This window comes from Pseudonocardia sp. DSM 110487, from assembly GCF_019468565.1.
Taxonomy (GTDB): domain Bacteria; phylum Actinomycetota; class Actinomycetes; order Mycobacteriales; family Pseudonocardiaceae; genus Pseudonocardia.
Genome location: NZ_CP080521.1, coordinates 8,927,876 through 8,944,686 on the forward strand (window position 1 = coordinate 8,927,876; position 16,811 = coordinate 8,944,686).

Below are 16,811 nucleotides of genomic sequence, written 5' to 3' on the forward strand. Positions count from 1 at the left end.
TGCACGGTGCGCGTTCGCACGACTCGCCGGTGCGGGGTTCAGCGGCCCGTCGGGACCGCTTCCAGACGGTCCAGCAGCCGCGCGATCCGTTCCCGGTCGGCCGCGAGCGCGGCCCGCGGGTCGCCCCCGGTGCCGGTGTGGGTGAGCACCAGCCGGGCGCCGTGCCCGGTGCCGGCCACGAGCTCCCAGCGAACCCGGCCGCCCTCGTCCGCGTCGTGTTCCAGGGTGTGCTCGTGCGCAGGGGCTCCCGGCGGGGCGAGCTCGGTGAGCGCGCCCCACACCCCGTCGGCCGGGCGGGTGAGCTGGCGCTCGTACCGGACCCGCCAGCCGTCGGCGCCCGTCTCGACGGTGCCGGCGTCCAGCCCGAACTGCTCGACGAACCGCTCGTGCAGCGCGATGTCGTCCACACCGGGATCGGTGCCGGGCCGGCCGTCGAGCGCGAGGTCGAGGGCGGCGATGCAGGTGTGCCAGCCGGCTCCGTAGCTCGCCGCGCCGGCACGGTCGTCGAACGTGTGCAGCAGGACGAGCCGGGTGCCCTCACCGTCCGGGTACAGCTCCCAGCGCAGGTGGTCCGCACCCCAGGTGTAGGCGATCAGCCGCGGCGGGTCGAGGTCGGTGATGGTTCCCGTCTCGCCCTCACCGTCGAGCTCGAAGGTGAGGGCACCGCCCGCCCGCAGGTCGAGCGCGACGCTCCCGGGAAACCAGTCGGCGAGCCGCTCCGGCTCGGTCATCGCCTTCCACACCTTCTCCTGCGGGTGCTTCAGCCTCCGCTCCATCCGCAGCACCGAACGGCCGTCCCGCGCCTGCAGGCTTTCGGTCATGTCTCCTCCGTGTCGGCATCGAGGTGCCGCTCGAGGGCGTCGAACCGGTCGGCCCACATCCAGCGGTAGGGCGCGAGCCACTCGTCGACCTCGGCTAGGGGCGCCGGGTCGAGCTCGTACCACCGCCGCTGCGCGTCGGCCCGCACCTTCACCAGCCCGGCCTCGCGCAGCACCCGCAGGTGCTTGGACGTGCCCGGCTGGCTGAGGCCGAGCTCCGCGGTGAGCTCCCCGACCAACCGCGGGCGTTCCCGCAGCAGGTCGAGGATCCGGCGGCGGACCGGCTCGGCGAGCACCTCGAACGTCACGAGCCGAACATACCAAGTAAGGTATATAGCCGCAAGAGAATGCTCAGCTCCGGGCGCGCCGACCGACCATGGAGTGCGACCGGCCGTAGGCGAAGTAGATGACGATGCCGAGCACCATCCAGATGACGAAGCGCAGCCAGGTCTCGACCGACAGGTTGATCATCAGCCACAGGCACGCCAGCACGGCGAGGATCGGCACGAGCGGCACCAGCGGCGTGCGGAATCCCCGCGGCAGGTCCGGTCGCGCGCGCCGCAGGATGACGACACCGATCGACACCAGCACGAACGCGAACAGCGTGCCGATGTTGACCATCTCCTCCAGCGCCCCGATCGGGAAGAACACCGCGACGAACGCCACGATCGCACCGATGATCACGCTGACCCGGTACGGCGTGCCGTGCACGCCGGTGTGCGCGAGCCACCGCGGCAGCAGCCCGTCGCGCGCCATCGCGAAGGCCACCCGGATCTGCCCGAGCAACAGCACCATGACCACGGTGGTGAGGCCGGCGAGCGCGCCGATCGCGATGATGGTGGCCGCCCAGTCCACCCCGACCGTCGCGAACGCGGTGGAGAGCGTGGCGCGGGTGCCGTCCGGCTGGGTCGCGAGGTCGGTGTAGGGCACCATGCCGGTGAGCACCAGCGCGACGGCCACGTACAGCACCGTGACGATGGCCAGCGACCCCAGGATGCCGCGGGGCAGGGACCGCTGCGGGTTCTTGGTCTCCTCGGCCGTCGTCGCGACGACGTCGAAGCCGATGAACGCGAAGAACACCAGTGACGCCGCGGCGAGCAGTCCGTACACCCCGAAGGTGCTGTTGGCCTCGCCGCCGAACAGCGAGAGCAGCGACTGCGTCATCATGCCGCCCGTCTCCGACTCGGCCGGTGCGGGCGGCGGGATGAACGGGGTGTAGTTCGCGGCGTTGATGTAGAAGAACCCGAGGATGATCACGAAGAGCACGATCCCGACCTTGATCGACGTGATCACCAAGCTGACCCGGCTGGAGAGCTTCGTCCCGAGCACGAGCAGGGTCGTGAGCACCGCGATGAGCAGCAGCACGCCCCAGTCGACGTCGATCCCCCCGATCGTCACGGTGGTCGGCACGTCGAGCCCGAACTGGCTGAAGACCGTCTCCAGGTACACCGACCAACCCTTGCCCACGACGGCGGCCGCCACGGAGAACTCGAGCACGAGGTCCCAGCCGATGATCCAGGCGATGAACTCGCCGAAGGTCGCGTAGGAGAACGTGTATGCGCTGCCTGCCACCGGCACCGTGGAAGCGAACTCGGCGTAGCAGAGCGCGGCGAGGGCACACGCGATCGCGGCGAGCACGAACGCGAGCGAGACCGACGGCCCCGCCACATCGCCCGCGGTGCTCGCCGCCAGGGTGAAGATGCCGGCTCCGATCACCACCGCGACGCCGAAGACGATCAGGTCCCAGGTCGTGAGGTCCTTCCGGAGCTTGCTGTCCGGTTCATCGGTATCCGCGATGGACTGCTCGACCGACTTGGTTCGCATGATCCCGTTGCGGGTTTCGCCGAGGGCCATCCGCGAAACCTAACCTTCACACGGCGCACCGGCCACCCGGCGGAGGGGCGGTCAGCCCGTGAGAGCTGCCCGGTCGAGATCGGGTTCCAGGTAGATGATCCGCGCGTCCGGAACCCGCTCGCGGACCCTCGCCTCGGCCGCGTCGATCTCCGAGGCGACGCCTTCGAGCGGCAGGCCGGGCGCGAGCGCGATCTTCGCGGCCACCAGCATCTCCTCCGGCCCGAGGTACTGGGTCTTGATGTGGATGACGCGCTGCACGTCGCCCGACTCGAGAGCCGAGACGATGTCGGAGAGCACCTGCGGCGCGGCGCCCTCGCCGATGAGCAGGCTCTTCATCTCGATGATCAGGATGATCGCGATGACGCCCAGCAGCACGCCGATGCAGATGGTGCCGATCGCGTCCCACACCGCGTCGCCGGTGAGCACCGTGAGCCCCACGCCGAACAGGGCGAGGATCAGCCCGACGAGCGCGCCGAGATCCTCGAGCAGCACGACCGGAAGCTCCGGGACCTTCGCCTGCCGGATGAACTGCCACCAGGTGCCGTCGCCCTTCAGCGGGCGGGACTCGACGATGGCAGTGCGGAAGGAGAACGTCTCCAGCCCGATCGCGACGACGAGGATCACCACGGCGACGATCGGCGATGTGAGCGGCTCGTGGGACTCCAGCTTGTGGATTCCCTCGTACAGCGCGAACACCGAGCCCAGCGTGAACAGCAGGAGCGCCACGACGAACGAGTAGAAGTAGCGGTCCCGGCCGTAGCCGAACGGATGCACCGCGGTGGCCGCTCGCCGGGCGGTGCGGCCACCGAGCAACAGCAGGCCCTGGTTGGACGTGTCGGCGACCGAGTGCACGGCCTCGGCCAGCATCGACGACGACCCCGTGATCAGCCACCCGATGAACTTCGCGATCGCGATCCCAGCGTTGGCGAGCAGCGCCGCCACGATCGCCCGCGTTCCCCCACTCGCAGCCATAGCCGCAGAGCCTAGCCGGGGCGGATTCCCACCGCGGGCAGGATGGCCTGGTCGACGATCTCCGCCAGCCGCTCCGTCGACGGCTCCTCACCCGTGTCGAACGCGATCTTGAACACCAGCGCCTCGCCGATGTCCTCGACCACGGGCGTGACCAGGGCGGGATCGAGGTGACCCAGCCGGGCGTAGTGCTGGAGGACGGTGGCGGTGAACCGCCTGCCGGCGCGATCGAACACGCGGTACAGCCTCGTGACGAGCTCGGGATGGCGGTGCCGTTCGATCATGATCGACCGCACGGCGCGGGCGGTGGGGTGCCGTGACCACTCGAGCATCAGGCGCAGCGCGGCGATGAGATCACCGCGCAGGTCGTCTGCCGCCGGCGACGGCTGCTCGACGGGATAGGCCGCCGCGATCGCGTCGAGCAGCACCTCCTCGGGCGCGGACCAGCGCCGGTACAGCGTGGTCTTCGGCGTGCCTGCCCGACGGGCGATGCCCTCCATCGTCAACCGCCCGAGGCCCACCTCGTCGAGCTCGGCGAGCACCGCTTCGTGCAGAGCGGCCATGAGCTCCTCGCCCCGGCGCCGCGATCGCCCTGCCATCGTCCTCCTTGCTGAGATACGCCGACGTATCTTAACCTAACCTAGCTACGTTCCCGTATCTTACGAGAGGCCTGGTGTGTCCTCGCTCCGCTCCGAACCCCCGGTCGCGCCAAGGGTGCGCGCCCTCGCCCCCGACCTGGCGAGGGGCACGATGCTCGCCGTCATCGCGCTGGCCCACTCCCAGGTGCTCGCGCGCCCGTTCATGGGCCCGATCCCCGGGCCGGGGCCCGCCGTGGACACCGCGGTGCAGACCCTGCTGACGCTGTTCGTCGACAGCCGCGGCTACCCGATGTTCGCCGCCCTCTTCGGCTACGGGATGGTGCAGATCCTGCGGAGCCGCGAGCCCGCGCTCGGCTGGGACGGCGTACGCCGGGTGCTCCGCCGCCGCGGCGGCTGGCTCGTCGTGTTCGGGTTCGTCCACGTCCTGCTGCTCTTCCCCGGCGACATCCTCGCCTCCTACGGCGTACTCGCCCTCCTGTTCGTCGGCGCGCTGCGCTGGCCGGCCGCTCGCCTGTTGGCCGTCGCGTGCGGGCTCGCCGTCATCGGCGCGCTCGGGTACGGCTCCGTGCTCGCCCTTCCCGCGCCGGGCGGCCTTGCGGATGTGGTGGACCCGCTGATCTCGGCTCTCTACCGGGTCGCGACGGTCCCCCTGACCATGCCGATGAACGCCGTGATGGCCGCGGCGCCGCTCCTCGTCGGGATCTGGGCCGGGCGCCGCAGGCTGCTCGAGGAGCCCGAGCGGCACCGCCGCCTGCTCCGCCGGGTCGCCGGAGCCGGGATCACGATCGCCGCGGTGGGCGCCGTCCCCTACGCGTTCGTCACGACCGGGCTGTGGCACCCCGGCACCGGCGGCATGGTCGCCACGGGGACGCTGCACACCATCACGGGGTACGCGGGCGGTCTCGGCTACGCGGCTCTGGTCGGGCTCGTCGCGGTGCGGCTGTCCGGCCGGGCGGCGCCGGGTCCGGTCACGAACGCCCTCGCCGCCTGCGGCCGGCGCTCCATGAGTTGCTACCTGGCCCAGTCGGTGGCGTGGCTGCTGCTGCTCGAGCCGTACCTGGCCGACCTCGCAGGCGCCATGGGGGTGGCCGCCGCGGCCGCGGTGGGGCTCGGGGTCTGGCTGGTCACCGTGGCGGCCGCCGACCTGCTGCGCCGCGCCGGCCGCCAGGGCCCAACCGAGGCACTCCTGCGCCGGCTGGCCTACCGCACCTGAGGTCGTGAGTGGATACGCGTGCTATAGCTCTCGTATCCACTCACGAGTCAGACCACGAGGCCGTCGCTCGCCAGGAACAGCTGGGTGCCCTCGGCGCGCGGCTCGATCGTGACGTCGACGTCGGTGGCACTCAGCCACAGGGAGGCCCCGCGCCCGACCTCCAGCTCGCCGCGGAGGGCGCGGACGCACGCTGCGCCTGCCGTGCACAGCAGGATGCGCGGCCCGCCGTCGGGCACGGCCACCGATGTGCCCGGCGCGCCGTCGAAGCGGCGGAGCAGGAACTCCTCGGCAGGCGTGTCGTAGCGCATCCAGTCGCCGTCCGGCTTGCCGGCGACGATCGGGGGCGGGGTCGAGTGGAAGTCGAGCACGCGCAGCAGCTCCGGCACGTCCACGTGCTTGGGGGTGAGCCCACCGCGCAACACGTTGTCGGAGTTGGCCATGATCTCGATGCCGGCCCCGGACAGGTATGCGTGCAGGTTGCCGGCCGGCAGGTACAGCGCCTCGCCCGGCTCGATCGTGACCCGGTTGAGCAGCAGCGCGGCCAGCACGCCCGCGTCGCCCGGGTAGCGCTCCGACAGCTCGAGCGTCGTGCGCGCCTCGGTGGAGAACTCCCCGTCGTCGCCCGCAAGCTTCACACAGCCGTCCTGCAACGCGGGCACGAGCGTGTCGAGCACCGCCTGCGGCAGCGTGATCCACGTGGTGAACAGGGCGCGCAGCCCGTCGGCGTCCGGCTGGGCGGCCAGCAGCTCACCGTGGCTCGCCAGCTCGGGCACCTCGAGGGCGCGCAGCAGCCGCACCGTGGCCGCCGGGTCGCGGAAGCCGACCAGCGCGTGGAACTCGGTCAGCGCGCAGATCAGCTCGGGCTTGTGGTTGGCGTCCTTGTAGTTGCGGTTCGAGGCGTCGCGGGCGAGCGCGGCCGCCTCCTCGCGGGCGAACCCCACTTTCGCCTGTTCGAGGCTCGGGTGCGCCTGCAGCGACAGCGGCTCGTCGGCGGCCAGCACCTTGAGCAGGTACGGCAGCGTCGACGCCCAGCGCTCGCTGCGCTCCGGCCCGAGCAGCTGCTTCGGGTCGGCGCCCAGCGCGTCGAGCAGCGAGGTCCTGCCCCCGTCCGCGTGGACGAGGTGCGACGAGTCGGCCGGGTGGGCCCCGAGCCACATCTCCGCCTGCGGGTGCGGCGAGGGCACCTCACGGCCCAGCAAGTCGGGAATCACCGTGCGCGAGCCCCACGCGTAGGCACGCACGGGGTTGTCCAGCAGCTCCACGTCCGGTCAGCTCTCCTCAGGCAGGCTCGATCGTGCGGGTGGCCAATCCCAGGTACACCGAGGCCACGTCCAGCCGGGACGCGAGCAGCGCGGCCCGCAGCAGGGCTGCATGGCGGGTGCCGCGTGCCACCTCGTCCACCGGGTGCTGCACGTCGGCCGACGGCCACCCACGCCCGGCACGCCGCAGCGTCACCTGGCCGGGGTCATCCTCCCCGGTGGCCAGTAGGACGAGACGCACGGGGGGTGCCGCGGCGGTTTCGTCCGGGTCGGCGAACGGGTCGCGGAAGATGTCGGCGCCGGACGCCCCGCGGTCGAGCGCCCGCACAAGGGCGGTGGCCCCGGCCCCGTCGATGACCTCTCCCGCGTGGGCGACGACACCGGCATGCGTCGCGAGCGCGGTGGCACCGTGCGCCGCCACGGCGGCCGCGAGCCGGTCGGTGCCCCACAGCAGCGGGGTGTGGTCGGCGAGGCGCAGCGCGAGGGACTTCGCCGGATTCATGAACGGCTCGTGGCCGGGCTGGTTGCGTTCGGCCTCGGCGTCGAGGGCGTCGGCCAGCGCGTCCATCGCCGGATCGAGCGGGGCGTCGAGCAGGCCGAGCGCGCGCAAGGCGGCGAGACCGACGGCCAGCGCCCGCGGCAGGTCCAGCCCTGGCGGCACCGGGATGCGCGGTTCGACCAGCCGGGCCCGGCCTGCGCCCGCCGAGGCGACCGGCCCCTCCCCTGGCGCGGACAGCACCACCTCGGCACCGCGGCGCACCGCGAGCACGACGCTGTCGGCGAGCTCGGCGTCGGTGGCCTCCGCGGTGTGGGCCACCATCACGTCGAGCGGTCCGATCCACGACGGCGTGGCATCCGCGACCACAACCGGCACCGGCGCCGACGGGCCCAGCAGCGCCGCGAGGATGCCAACCGCCGTGGCGGACGCCCCCGGCCTGCGCAGCAGCACGAGCGCCCGGGGGCGGTGCCCGGCCAGATCGGGGACGTCGGCCTCGGCCGCGCCCTGCGCGGCCGACCGCACCTGGGCGCCCGCCGTGGCGGCGGAACGCAGTACGCCGCCGGTGTCGAGCGCGGCGAGGGCCCGCGGGTCGGCGAGCAGGGTGTCGTCGAGCACGGTCAGTCGCCGGCTGGGGCGGAGGTGGGTGGGGTCGCCTCGTCGAGCAGCAGCACCGGGATCCCGTCGACGATCGGGAACCCGCGCCCGCACGCCGTGCAGGTGAGCACGTCGGCGTCGGGATCGGCCGGCGTGCCCGCCCGCAGCGGGGCGTGGTCGTCGGACGGGCAGGCCAGGATTTCCATCAGTTGAGGGTCGAGCTGTACGGCCACGAGCCTCCTCCTTCGCAAGGGCACGCGGAACTGACCGCGATGTTGCCAGTGCGCGGCGCGGTCCGCCCGGTCCGGTTGCCGGGCAATCCGGGCACGGCTATGCGCGGACCACCGCGAGCACCTCGTCGCGCAGGGCCGCCATCGCGGCGGCGTCGGCTGCCTCGACGTTCAGCCGCAGCAGCGGCTCGGTGTTGGACGGGCGCAGGTTGAACCACGATCCGTCCGGCAGGTTCACCGTGAGCCCGTCGAGCTCGTCGAACTCGACGCCCTCGCGCGCGCCGTACGTCTCCTTGACCGCTGCGATCCGATCGGCCTGGTCGGCCACCGTCGAGTTGATCTCGCCGGAGGCGGAGTAGCGCTCGTAGACGGCCATCAGCTGCGACAGCGGCGCGTTCTGCTCGGCGAGCGCCGCGAGCGCGTGCAACGCGGCGAGCATGCCGGAGTCGGCCTTCCAGAAGTCGCGGAAGTAGTAGTGCGCCGAGTGCTCGCCGCCGAACACCGCGCCGGTCTCGGCCATCGTCTGCTTGATGAAGGAGTGGCCGACGCGCGTGCGCACCGGCGTGCCGCCGTGCTCGACGACGATCTCGGGCACCGCCTTCGACGTGATCAGGTTGTGGATCACGCTGGCGCCCGGGTCCTTGGCCAGCTCGCGGACGGCGACGAGGGCCGTGATCGCGCTCGGGCTCACCGGCTCGCCGCGCTCGTCGACGACGAAGCAGCGGTCCGCGTCGCCGTCGAACGCGAGGCCGAGGTCGGCGCCCTCGGCGACGACCCGCTTCTGCAGGTCGACGAGGTTGGCCGGGTCGAGCGGGTTGGCCTCGTGGTTGGGGAACGAGCCGTCGAGCTCGAAGTACATGGGAACGACCTCGAACGGCAGCGGCTCGAACACCGCGGGGACCGTGTGCCCGCCCATACCGTTGCCGGCGTCCACCACAACGCGCAGCCGCCGCGACGAGCTGAGGTCGACGAGCTTGCGCAGGTAGGCCGCGTACTCCGAGAGCAGCTCGCGGTGGCTGACGGTGCCGCCACCCGGCCCGGCGGGCACGCCCGCCTCGACGGCCGCCCTGATGGCGGCGAGCCCGGTGTCCTGGCCGATGGGCGTGGCGCCCGCGCGGCAGAGCTTGATGCCGTTGTACTTGGCCGGGTTGTGGCTCGCGGTGAACATCGCGCCGGGCAGGCCGAGCGTGCCGGAGGCGAAGTACAGCATGTCGGTGCTCGCCAGCCCGATCGAGACGACGTCGAGGCCCTGCCCGTTGACGCCCTCCGCGAACGCCGCGGAGAGCGCCGGCGAGCTGTCGCGCATGTCGTGGCCGATCACGACACCCGTCGCGCCCTCGCCCCGCACGAGCGCGGCCATCGCCGCACCGATGTCACGGACGGTGGGTACGTCGAGCTGCTCGCCGACAACACCACGGATGTCATAGGCCTTCACGATCGCGCCGAGATCTGCCACAGGACAGACACTAGCGAGGCGTCTTGTCAGTCCTCCGCGGACCCGGGGAGGACGCGCAGATGCCCGCGCCGTCCGGTGCCCGTGGCCGGCACGGGATCGACGGGACGGTCGGCCCGACCTGCCTCCCGCACGGCCTCGGCGAGCGCGGTGAGGTCGTCGCTGTTGTGCTGCGGCGGGGCGAACTCGCCCTCGAACCGCACGACCTCCCAGCCCCGCGGCGCTGTGAGGCGGTGGGCGTGCCGGGTGCACAAGTCGTAGGAATGGGGCTCGGCCTGGGTGGCCAGCGGGCCGACGACCGCCGTGGAATCGGCGTAGACGTAGGTGAGCGTGGCCACCGCGGGCTCGGTGCACCCGGTCCGTGAACACCGCCGCACACTCAGCACGTCCCGGACGATACCTCGTCCCACCGCCACTACCGCGCCGCGACGCGCGGCCATCCGTCGAACGTCGCATCTCGGCACGTGAGGGTGGCGAGCGGGACACCGGAGGAGGAAAGCGCGTCGCCGGTGCGGGTGGTGTCGGGGAGTCGACCCGGTGTCGGGGAGTGGGGCGGGGGCCCGCGGGGCCGTAGCATTCACGGTGTGACGACCGCGCGCCGCACGCTGCGCCGCTCTCCCCGGAGGCGGGACCGCCGGGGCCGTGGCCTGCGCGGGCTGATGTACCCCGCCAGCACGCCCGCATCTCGCACCCGCGCCGAGAAGTTCGACGCGATGGTCCTGGAAGCGCTCGAGCCCATCGAGCTGCGCTGGGGATCCGAGCTCTCCGACCTCGATCTCGCCGTCGACGAGGTCCCGGAGGTCGAAGAGACCTCCCCCGACGACGTCGCGTGGGGCCAGGGTGTGCTCGCCGACGTCGGCGTGCCGCTCGCCCAGCTCGTGCCCGCCGGCGTCGACCCGGAAGGCCTGCCGTCGCGGGCCCGCATCGTGATCTACCGCAGGCCGCTCGAAGCGCGCGCCCGCGACGGTGCCGACCTCGCCGACCTGCTGCACGAGGTGCTCGTCGAGCAGGTGGCGGAGTACCTCAACATCGAGCCCGACGCCGTGGACGGCGGCGAGAGCTAGCTAGCCCGGCCCCTCAGGAGGCGGCGCGGCGCAGCCTGCGCCGCTCACGCTCGGACAGCCCGCCCCAGATGCCGAAGCGCTCGTCGTGCGCCAGCGCGTACTCGAGGCACTCCGCGCGCACCTCGCAGCCCTGGCAGATGCGCTTGGCCTCCCGCGTGGAGCCGCCCTTCTCCGGGAAGAACGCCTCCGGGTCGGTCTGCGCACACAGTGCGCGCTCCTGCCAGTCCTGCTCCTCGCCGTCCTCCTCGGCGATGGCAACGATGGCTTCGCCGAACGGGTCCGCGGTCGGATACGGAACTCCCGCAGAGGTTTCGACCAGCCCCATCGTGGCTGTGATCACGTTCACATTGCCCACCTCCCCGCGCGCCCCCGGCGTGGCTGCCACCAACCCTACGGGCTGGGAATGACAGCAATGTAAGTACAGCGCTGTCAGTTCTCGGTTGGCAAGCTGAAGCTGCCGACTGGGTGATGCAGTCCACCCGGTCGGTCGCCCGATCAGCACAATGATCCGGTGAGTATCGAGTCTCATCGGGTCAGCCCGTGGTTCCTCCTCCTCGTGGCGATCACCGTCGCCGGGGCCCTACTCACGGTGACAGGGACGCCCACCGCGATCGCCGAGGGCTCTTCCGTGCAGCTCACGGCGGGGGTCGTGCTGCTCGTCCTCGGCGGGTGGGCGGTGTCGCTGTGCCTGCACGAGTTCGGGCACGCCGCCGTGGCGTACCGCGGGGGCGACCGGGAGGTGCGCGACAAGGGCTACCTCACGCTCGACATCCGCCGCTACGCCGATCTCGGACTGTCGATCGTGCTTCCGATCGTGATCCTCCTCGTGGGCGGGATCCCGCTCCCCGGTGGCGCGGTGTGGATCAACCACGCCGCGATCCGGTCCCGAGGCATGCGGAGCCTGGTGTCGCTCGCCGGTCCCGCCACGAATCTGGTGATCGGTGGACTGCTCACGGCGGCCGTCGTGCTGGTGCCGGACATGCCGATCGGGCTCGCTGTCGGGCTGTCGTGCCTCGCGTTCATCCAGGTGCTCGCGTTCGTCCTCAACATCATCCCGATCCCCGGCCTCGACGGGTTCGGCGTGATCGAACCGTTCCTGTCCCTCAACACCCGCCGGATGGCGGCGCGGGTGCGGCCGTGGGCGCCGCTCGTGCTGCTCGGGCTGCTCATCGCCGTTCCCGGCGTCAGCTCCGCCTTCTTCCAGGTGGGCGCCACGGTGTTCGCCGCGGTCGGGGGCGACGCCAGCCTCGCGTTCGCGGGCTACTCGGAACTCCTCTTCTGGCGCTGAGTGCGCTAGGGAGCACTAAGCACCAGCCGGGGTCAGGAGAGGCGGCGGCGGGCGGCGGCGACCATCGCCGGCACGGTGTCGGTGTCGTAGGGGAGGGCGTCGAGCGGCCACCAGCGCAGGTCGTCGGACTCCTCGCTGATCCGCGGCACGGCGCCCGCGGGCGCCCGCACGAGGAACCGGACGTCGAGGTGGCGGGTCGGCAGGCCGAGGGAGCAGGTGATCGGGTGGACGTCGACGTGCAGCGGTTCCGGGTCGATCACCAGCCCGTCCATGCCCGACTCCTCGGCGGCCTCCCGCAGGGCGGCGTCGGCGAGCGACCGGTCACCGGGCTCGCAGTGCCCCCCGAGCTGGAGCCAGCGCCCCACACGCGGGTGCAGGGTGAGCAGCGTGCGCTCCGCCGCCGCGTCGACCACGAGCGCGGACGCGGTGAGGTGGCCGGGCACGCACGAGCGCGAGCACGCGTCCTCGGGCCGGGCATCGAGGAAGGCGAGCAGCGCGTGCCGCAGGCCCTGCTGCCAATGGTCCGGCGGGTCCCACGCACGCAGCTCGGCGGCCGCCGTGGCCGGCGCTACCACTCGACGAGCCCGATGGCCGGGTCGCCGGGCGCACGCGGCTGCGGCGGTTCGGCCGGAACCCCGATCCCGACGGCGCCGCGCAGCCGCCACCCGGGCGGGACGTCGACGAAGCCGCGGACGACGTCCGGCGCGATCGACGCCGTCCAGTGCGAGCCGAGCCCCTCCGCCGCAAGCGCCACGAGGAACGACTGCACGGCCGCGCCTGCGGCCACCGGGTCGTCCGCATCCGCGTCGGCGCTGAAGGCGAGCACGAGCTCGGGAGCGCGCCGCAGCCGCTCGTCGAGCTGCGCGGACCGGCGGTCGCGGTCGCGCAGCCATGCGAACCTCATCGTCGGCGCGGCGGCGAGCGCGACGCCCACCGCACGCCGCACCGCGGACTCGTCCACCGGCTCGTCGGTGAAGTCGGCGGTGTCGCGCCGCAGCAGACCGGCCTCGCGCCTGCCGCGGGCGATGGCCTCGTCGGTGCCGAGCCAGAACATGTCCTCGTCGACGGGGCGGACGAGGTCGCGGGCCGTGGACCCGTCGTCGACGGGGTTCAGCCCGCGTACCACCGCAACCGGCAGCCCGCCGAGCTTCCCCTTGACCAGGTCGGCGGCCGCCGCCAGCTCGTCGGCCAGCGCGACCTCGGTGACCAGCAGCTCGTTGCCCTCCGCGTCGTGCATGCCCTCGTAGCGGTGCAGCACCGGCAGCCCCGCCGAGCCGATCGCCACGTCGGTCTGCCCCACCCGCCAGGTGCGCCCCATGGTGTCGGTGACGACCACGGCCACCTCGACACCCCGCAGCCGCCGCAGGTCGGCGCGCAGCCGCGCGGCGCTCGCGTCCGGGTCGGCGGGGAGCAGCGCGAGCTCGTCGCGCCGCACGTTGGAGCCGTCGACCCCGGCGGCGGCCTGCACGATGCCGAGCTTCCCCGCGACGATCAGCGTGCGCCCGCGGCGGGCGAGCACGCGCTCGGTCTCGGCGTCGACGAGCTCGCGGCGCAGCGCGTCGCGTTCGTCGGGATCGGTCGGCGCGGGGACGAGCCGGCCCTCCACCTTGGAGAACACCTTGGACGTGACGACCACTACGTCGCCGTCCTCCAACCACGGGGCCGACGCGGCCAGTGCACCGGCGAGGTCGTCGCCGGGGCGGAACTCGGGCAGCCCGCGGACGGGCAGGACGGTGAGGCCATCGGGCGCGGCGTGGTCAGGCAACGGTGGCCCCGGCCAGCTCGAGCGCGCGGCGGGCCATCTCCGCGGTGGCCTCGACGTCGGTCATCAGCAGCGGCACCGACCGCACGTCGACCCCCGGCACGTCGGCGGTGTCGCCGCTGTGCACGAGCCAGCCGTCGAGCACGCCCCCGTCCGTGCGCGCCCCGAGATGCCGCCCGACGGCCTCGGCAGTGGTCTCCACGCCGATCGCGGTGAGGCAGGCGTCGGCCATCCCACGCACCGGCTTGCCGCCGACGATCGGTGAGAGCCCCACGACCCTCGCCTTCGTCTCCCGCAGCGCGTCGCGCACGCCGGGGACGGCGAGGATCGTGCCGATGCTCACCACCGGGTTGGACGGCGCGAGCAGCACGGCGTCGGCGTTCGCGATCGCGTCACGCGCGGCCGGCAGCACGCTCGCCTGCTCCGCACCGACGGAGACGATCTCGTGGGCGGTGGGCTCCGCGTGGTAGCGCACCCACCACTCCTGGAAGTGGATCGCCTTGCGCGCCTGCGGACCGGTTTCCGGGTCGTCCACGACCACGTGCGTCTCCACCCGGTCGTCGGTGGCCGGCAGCAGCCGGACGCCGGGGCGCCAGCGGTCGCACAGCGCCGTGATGACATCGGAGAGGGAGTAACCCGCCCGCAGCATCCGGCTGCGGACGAGGTGGGTGGCGAGGTCGCGGTCGCCGAGGCCGAACCAGCTCGGTTCCGCGCCGTAGGCGGCGAGCTCGTCGCGCACGGTCCACGTCTCGCCGACCCGGCCCCAGCCGCGTTCGGTGTCGATGCCGCCGCCGAGCGTGTACATGCAGGTGTCGAGGTCCGGGCAGATCCGCACACCGTGCATCCACACGTCGTCCCCGACGTTCACGACGGCGGTGATCTCGTGCTCCGAATCGCCTTCACCGGTGGCCGGCAGCCCGAGTGCCGCCTTCACCCCGAGCAGGAACCGGGCCCCACCGACACCGCCGACCAGCACCGTGACTCTCACGCGCGCGAGCCTACGCGCGCGTGATCGTCCATTCCCCGCTCCGGTTCCGAGGCGCAGGACACGAAGCCGTCTAGATGGCCCGGTAGTCCTTCGCGGAGAAGCGCGGGCCGAAGCGGGGGCGGCGGTACCCGGAGGCCTCGATGTAGCGCACCGCGCGGTGGCGCTGGGGTGTGTACGGCGCGAGCTCGGCGAGCATCCCCGCGTCGTCGAGGGGTCGGCCGAGCAGCGCCCAGCCGACGACCGACGGGATGTGGAAGTCGCCGACGCTCACCGCGTCCGGATCACCCCACGCGCGCTGCGCGATCTCGGCGGCGGTCCACACCCCGATCCCGGGCACCTTCCGCAGGAGCTCCCGCCCGCTGCTCCCGCCCAGCTCGCAGGCCGCCTCCAGGCGGTGCGCCACCACGGCCGAGGCGAGGATGGCGCGCCTGCGGGCCAGGTCGACGCCTGCCCGGTGCCACTCCCAGTCCGGGATCGCGCGGATCTGCGCGGGTGACGGGGGCATCCGCATGCCGTCCGGGGCGGGACCCGGTGCCGGGTCGCCGAAGCGGCGGCACAGCTCCCGCCACGAGCGGCGGGCCTCGGTGCCGGTGACCTTCTGCTCCAGCACCGAGGGCACCAGCACGTCCCACACCCGCATCGACGCGCCGAGTCGCAGGCCCGGCATGCGCTTCGCGGTGTCCGCGATGAGGGGGTGGTGCGCGACGAACTCCTCGGGGCGATCGTTGGCGCCGAGCAGCGCCGGGATCCCGTGGAGTGTCCATGCGGTGCCGGGCCCCCACGCCTGCGCGACCACGGTGCCGTCTGAGCGGCGGCGCAGCGCCACGGTGGCCGGCCCGTCCGGGGTGGTGCCGGTCCGCCAGATCGCCGCGCCGTCGGCATGCCACGTGGGGTCGCCGCGGCCGCGGCGCAGCGGGGCGAGCACGCCGGCGACGTCGAGGCGGAAGTCCGGCCGCCACTCGCGCGTGCTCGCCCCGATCACGATCAGACGTCCGGGGAGAAGCGCAGCCCGTGCGGGGGCAGCACGACGTCGGGCCAGATCCGCATGCCGTGCCGCAGCTCGCAGTGGGCGCCCACGACGGCCCGGTCACCGATCACGGCGTCGTACACGGCGGCGCTCGCCTCGACGCGCGCCCCGTTGCCGACGACCGAGTTCACGACGCGGGCGTTGTCCCCGACCACGGCGCCATCGAACAGCATCGAGCCGTCGACCCGGGCGCCCTTGCCGATCTTCACGCCACGCCCGACGATCGTGCCGCCGAACACACGCGCGGAGTCGTCGACGTTCGCGCCCTCCAGCAGCATCGACTCACCGGTCGGCCCGGGGAGCGCCGCGGAAGGAGCCACTCCGCGGACGAGGTCGGCGGAGCCCTTGACCAGGTCGAGCGGGGTGCCCAGGTCACGCCAGTACGCGGCGTCGACGTGCCCGGAGACGCGGGCACCGGCCTCCAGCATCCCGGGGAACGTCTCGCGCTCCACCGAGACCGGCCGGCCCTCCGGGATGGCCTCGATCGCCTCGCGGCGGAACACGTAGCAGCCCGCGTTGATCTGGTCGGTCGGCGGGTCCTCGGTCTTCTCGAGGAACGCGGTGACCCGGCCGTCCTCGTCGGTGGGCACGCAGCCGAACGCGCGCGGGTCCTGCACGCGCACCAGGTGCAGCGTGGCGTCCGCCTTGGTGCGGCGGTGGGTGTCCACTACCGCTGTCAGGTCCGTGCCGCACAGCACGTCACCGTTGAAGACGAGCACGTCCGGCGCGGAGAGGTACTTGTAGACGTTGCGGATGCCACCGCCGGTGCCCATCGGCTCGTCCTCGACGACGTACTCGATCTCCAGACCGAGCGGCTTGCCGTCACCGAAGTACTCGGAGAAGGTCTCCGCGAGGTACGAGGTGCCGAGCACGACCCGGCGCACACCAGCCGCCCGGATGCGGGAGAGCAGGTGCGCCAGGAACGGCACGCCGGCCGTCGGCAGCATGGGCTTGGGGGCCGACAGCGTGAGCGGCCGCAGCCGGGTTCCCTTCCCGCCGACCAGCACCACGGCTTCGACGTCGTCCAGCACGCGCTCTCCTCCTACGTTCTCGGGTCAGGGGTGCGACGCGCGAGCGCCGCAAGCGCCCGCGCCGGTCCACGAGCGCGGTCGCGCACGTACCGGTCCAACCGGCCGCGTGCGGCTCCAGGATGCCGTGCCCGTTCCCGAACGTGTCACCGGGATCGACATCGGC

19 protein-coding genes are annotated in these 16,811 nt (G+C 72.9%); 3 read left to right on the forward strand and 16 right to left on the reverse strand.

The window, feature by feature from the left end:
* Positions 1-38: 38 nt before the first annotated feature.
* From K1T35_RS41885 to K1T35_RS41905, 5 genes are read right to left on the reverse strand one after another with little or no spacing between them, the layout of a single operon-like run.
* Entirely contained in the window at positions 39-821 is a 783-nt protein-coding gene (locus tag K1T35_RS41885; protein ID WP_220257211.1) for an SRPBCC family protein, read from the reverse strand.
* Positions 818-1,126, reverse strand: coding sequence for a helix-turn-helix transcriptional regulator (locus K1T35_RS41890; protein ID WP_255621287.1), 309 nt, complete (start codon positions 1,124-1,126; stop codon positions 818-820). Before K1T35_RS41890 ends, K1T35_RS41885 begins: the two co-directional genes overlap by 4 nt.
* 43 nt (positions 1,127-1,169) lie before the next feature.
* A complete protein-coding gene (locus K1T35_RS41895; RefSeq protein WP_220257212.1) occupies positions 1,170-2,672 on the reverse strand; it encodes an amino acid permease in 1,503 nt (500 codons plus the stop codon).
* Between the two features lie 51 nt (positions 2,673-2,723).
* Positions 2,724-3,644, reverse strand: a complete 921-nt coding sequence (locus K1T35_RS41900; protein ID WP_220257213.1) for a cation diffusion facilitator family transporter — start codon at positions 3,642-3,644, stop codon at positions 2,724-2,726.
* An 11-nt stretch (positions 3,645-3,655) separates the two neighbouring features.
* Positions 3,656-4,240 carry a TetR/AcrR family transcriptional regulator gene (locus tag K1T35_RS41905; protein WP_220257214.1) on the reverse strand — a complete coding sequence of 195 codons (585 nt, stop codon included), beginning with the start codon at positions 4,238-4,240 and terminating at the stop codon, positions 3,656-3,658.
* Positions 4,241-4,316: 76 nt separating this feature from the next.
* Between K1T35_RS41905 and K1T35_RS41910 the strand changes: the two genes are divergently transcribed.
* A complete protein-coding gene (locus K1T35_RS41910) occupies positions 4,317-5,453 on the forward strand; it encodes a DUF418 domain-containing protein (RefSeq protein ID WP_220257215.1) in 1,137 nt (378 codons plus the stop codon).
* A 47-nt stretch (positions 5,454-5,500) separates the two neighbouring features.
* On the opposite strand, the gene manA is transcribed toward K1T35_RS41910, so the two are convergent.
* From manA to K1T35_RS41935, 5 genes are all read right to left on the reverse strand, one after another.
* Complete coding sequence (manA, locus tag K1T35_RS41915; RefSeq protein ID WP_220257216.1) at positions 5,501-6,715, reverse strand: mannose-6-phosphate isomerase, class I; 1,215 nt, start codon at positions 6,713-6,715, stop codon at positions 5,501-5,503.
* A 16-nt stretch (positions 6,716-6,731) separates the two neighbouring features.
* Positions 6,732-7,826 (reverse strand): SIS domain-containing protein, encoded by a 1,095-nt coding sequence (locus K1T35_RS41920; protein WP_220257217.1) that lies wholly within the window; start codon positions 7,824-7,826, stop codon positions 6,732-6,734.
* 2 nt (positions 7,827-7,828) lie between these two features.
* Positions 7,829-8,038, reverse strand: a complete 210-nt coding sequence (locus K1T35_RS41925; RefSeq protein WP_220257218.1) for a Trm112 family protein — start codon at positions 8,036-8,038, stop codon at positions 7,829-7,831.
* 97 nt (positions 8,039-8,135) lie between these two features.
* The gene (locus K1T35_RS41930) at positions 8,136-9,491 is read right to left on the reverse strand and encodes a phosphomannomutase/phosphoglucomutase (protein WP_220257219.1); all 1,356 of its coding nucleotides are present in this window, start codon (positions 9,489-9,491) and stop codon (positions 8,136-8,138) included.
* A 26-nt stretch (positions 9,492-9,517) separates the two neighbouring features.
* Positions 9,518-9,874 carry a DUF3499 domain-containing protein gene (locus tag K1T35_RS41935; RefSeq protein WP_220257220.1) on the reverse strand — a complete coding sequence of 119 codons (357 nt, stop codon included), beginning with the start codon at positions 9,872-9,874 and terminating at the stop codon, positions 9,518-9,520.
* A gap of 198 nt (positions 9,875-10,072) precedes the next feature.
* Between K1T35_RS41935 and K1T35_RS41940 the strand changes: the two genes are divergently transcribed.
* Positions 10,073-10,552 (forward strand): metallopeptidase family protein, encoded by a 480-nt coding sequence (locus K1T35_RS41940; protein ID WP_220257221.1) that lies wholly within the window; start codon positions 10,073-10,075, stop codon positions 10,550-10,552.
* 13 nt (positions 10,553-10,565) lie between these two features.
* Here K1T35_RS41940 and K1T35_RS41945 read toward each other — a convergent pair whose 3' ends face one another.
* Positions 10,566-10,898: a WhiB family transcriptional regulator gene (locus K1T35_RS41945; protein ID WP_255621288.1), complete on the reverse strand. Its 333-nt coding sequence runs from the start codon at positions 10,896-10,898 to the stop codon at positions 10,566-10,568.
* A 165-nt stretch (positions 10,899-11,063) separates the two neighbouring features.
* Between K1T35_RS41945 and K1T35_RS41950 the strand changes: the two genes are divergently transcribed.
* The gene (locus K1T35_RS41950; RefSeq protein WP_220257222.1) at positions 11,064-11,840 is read left to right on the forward strand and encodes a site-2 protease family protein; all 777 of its coding nucleotides are present in this window, start codon (positions 11,064-11,066) and stop codon (positions 11,838-11,840) included.
* Between the two features lie 32 nt (positions 11,841-11,872).
* Here the strand turns inward: K1T35_RS41950 and K1T35_RS41955 are convergent, their stop codons facing one another.
* The 5 genes from K1T35_RS41955 to K1T35_RS41975 all read right to left on the reverse strand — a co-directional run bounded on the left by K1T35_RS41955 (position 11,873) and on the right by K1T35_RS41975 (position 16,645).
* Positions 11,873-12,415: an NUDIX hydrolase gene (locus K1T35_RS41955; protein WP_220257223.1), complete on the reverse strand. Its 543-nt coding sequence runs from the start codon at positions 12,413-12,415 to the stop codon at positions 11,873-11,875.
* Entirely contained in the window at positions 12,409-13,605 is a 1,197-nt protein-coding gene (locus K1T35_RS41960; RefSeq protein ID WP_220257224.1) for a coenzyme F420-0:L-glutamate ligase, read from the reverse strand. Before K1T35_RS41960 ends, K1T35_RS41955 begins: the two co-directional genes overlap by 7 nt.
* Positions 13,598-14,590 carry a 2-phospho-L-lactate transferase gene (cofD, locus tag K1T35_RS41965; RefSeq protein WP_220257225.1) on the reverse strand — a complete coding sequence of 331 codons (993 nt, stop codon included), beginning with the start codon at positions 14,588-14,590 and terminating at the stop codon, positions 13,598-13,600. Before cofD ends, K1T35_RS41960 begins: the two co-directional genes overlap by 8 nt.
* 70 nt (positions 14,591-14,660) lie before the next feature.
* The gene (locus K1T35_RS41970) at positions 14,661-15,569 is read right to left on the reverse strand and encodes a DNA-3-methyladenine glycosylase (protein WP_220263196.1); all 909 of its coding nucleotides are present in this window, start codon (positions 15,567-15,569) and stop codon (positions 14,661-14,663) included.
* Positions 15,570-15,574: 5 nt separating this feature from the next.
* Positions 15,575-16,645, reverse strand: coding sequence for a sugar phosphate nucleotidyltransferase (locus K1T35_RS41975; protein WP_255622755.1), 1,071 nt, complete (start codon positions 16,643-16,645; stop codon positions 15,575-15,577).
* Between the last annotated feature and the right edge of the window lie 166 nt (positions 16,646-16,811).

Excerpts from the sequence above, each read along its gene's own strand:
- K1T35_RS41885 (WP_220257211.1), bottom strand. The coding sequence starts at position 821 with ATGACCGAAAGCCTGCAGGCGCGGGACGGCCGTTCGGTGCTGCGGATG.
- K1T35_RS41895 (WP_220257212.1), bottom strand. The coding sequence starts at position 2,672 with ATGGCCCTCGGCGAAACCCGCAACGGGATCATGCGAACCAAGTCGGTC.
- K1T35_RS41900 (WP_220257213.1), bottom strand. The coding sequence starts at position 3,644 with ATGGCTGCGAGTGGGGGAACGCGGGCGATCGTGGCGGCGCTGCTCGCC.
- K1T35_RS41905 (WP_220257214.1), bottom strand. The coding sequence starts at position 4,240 with ATGGCAGGGCGATCGCGGCGCCGGGGCGAGGAGCTCATGGCCGCTCTG.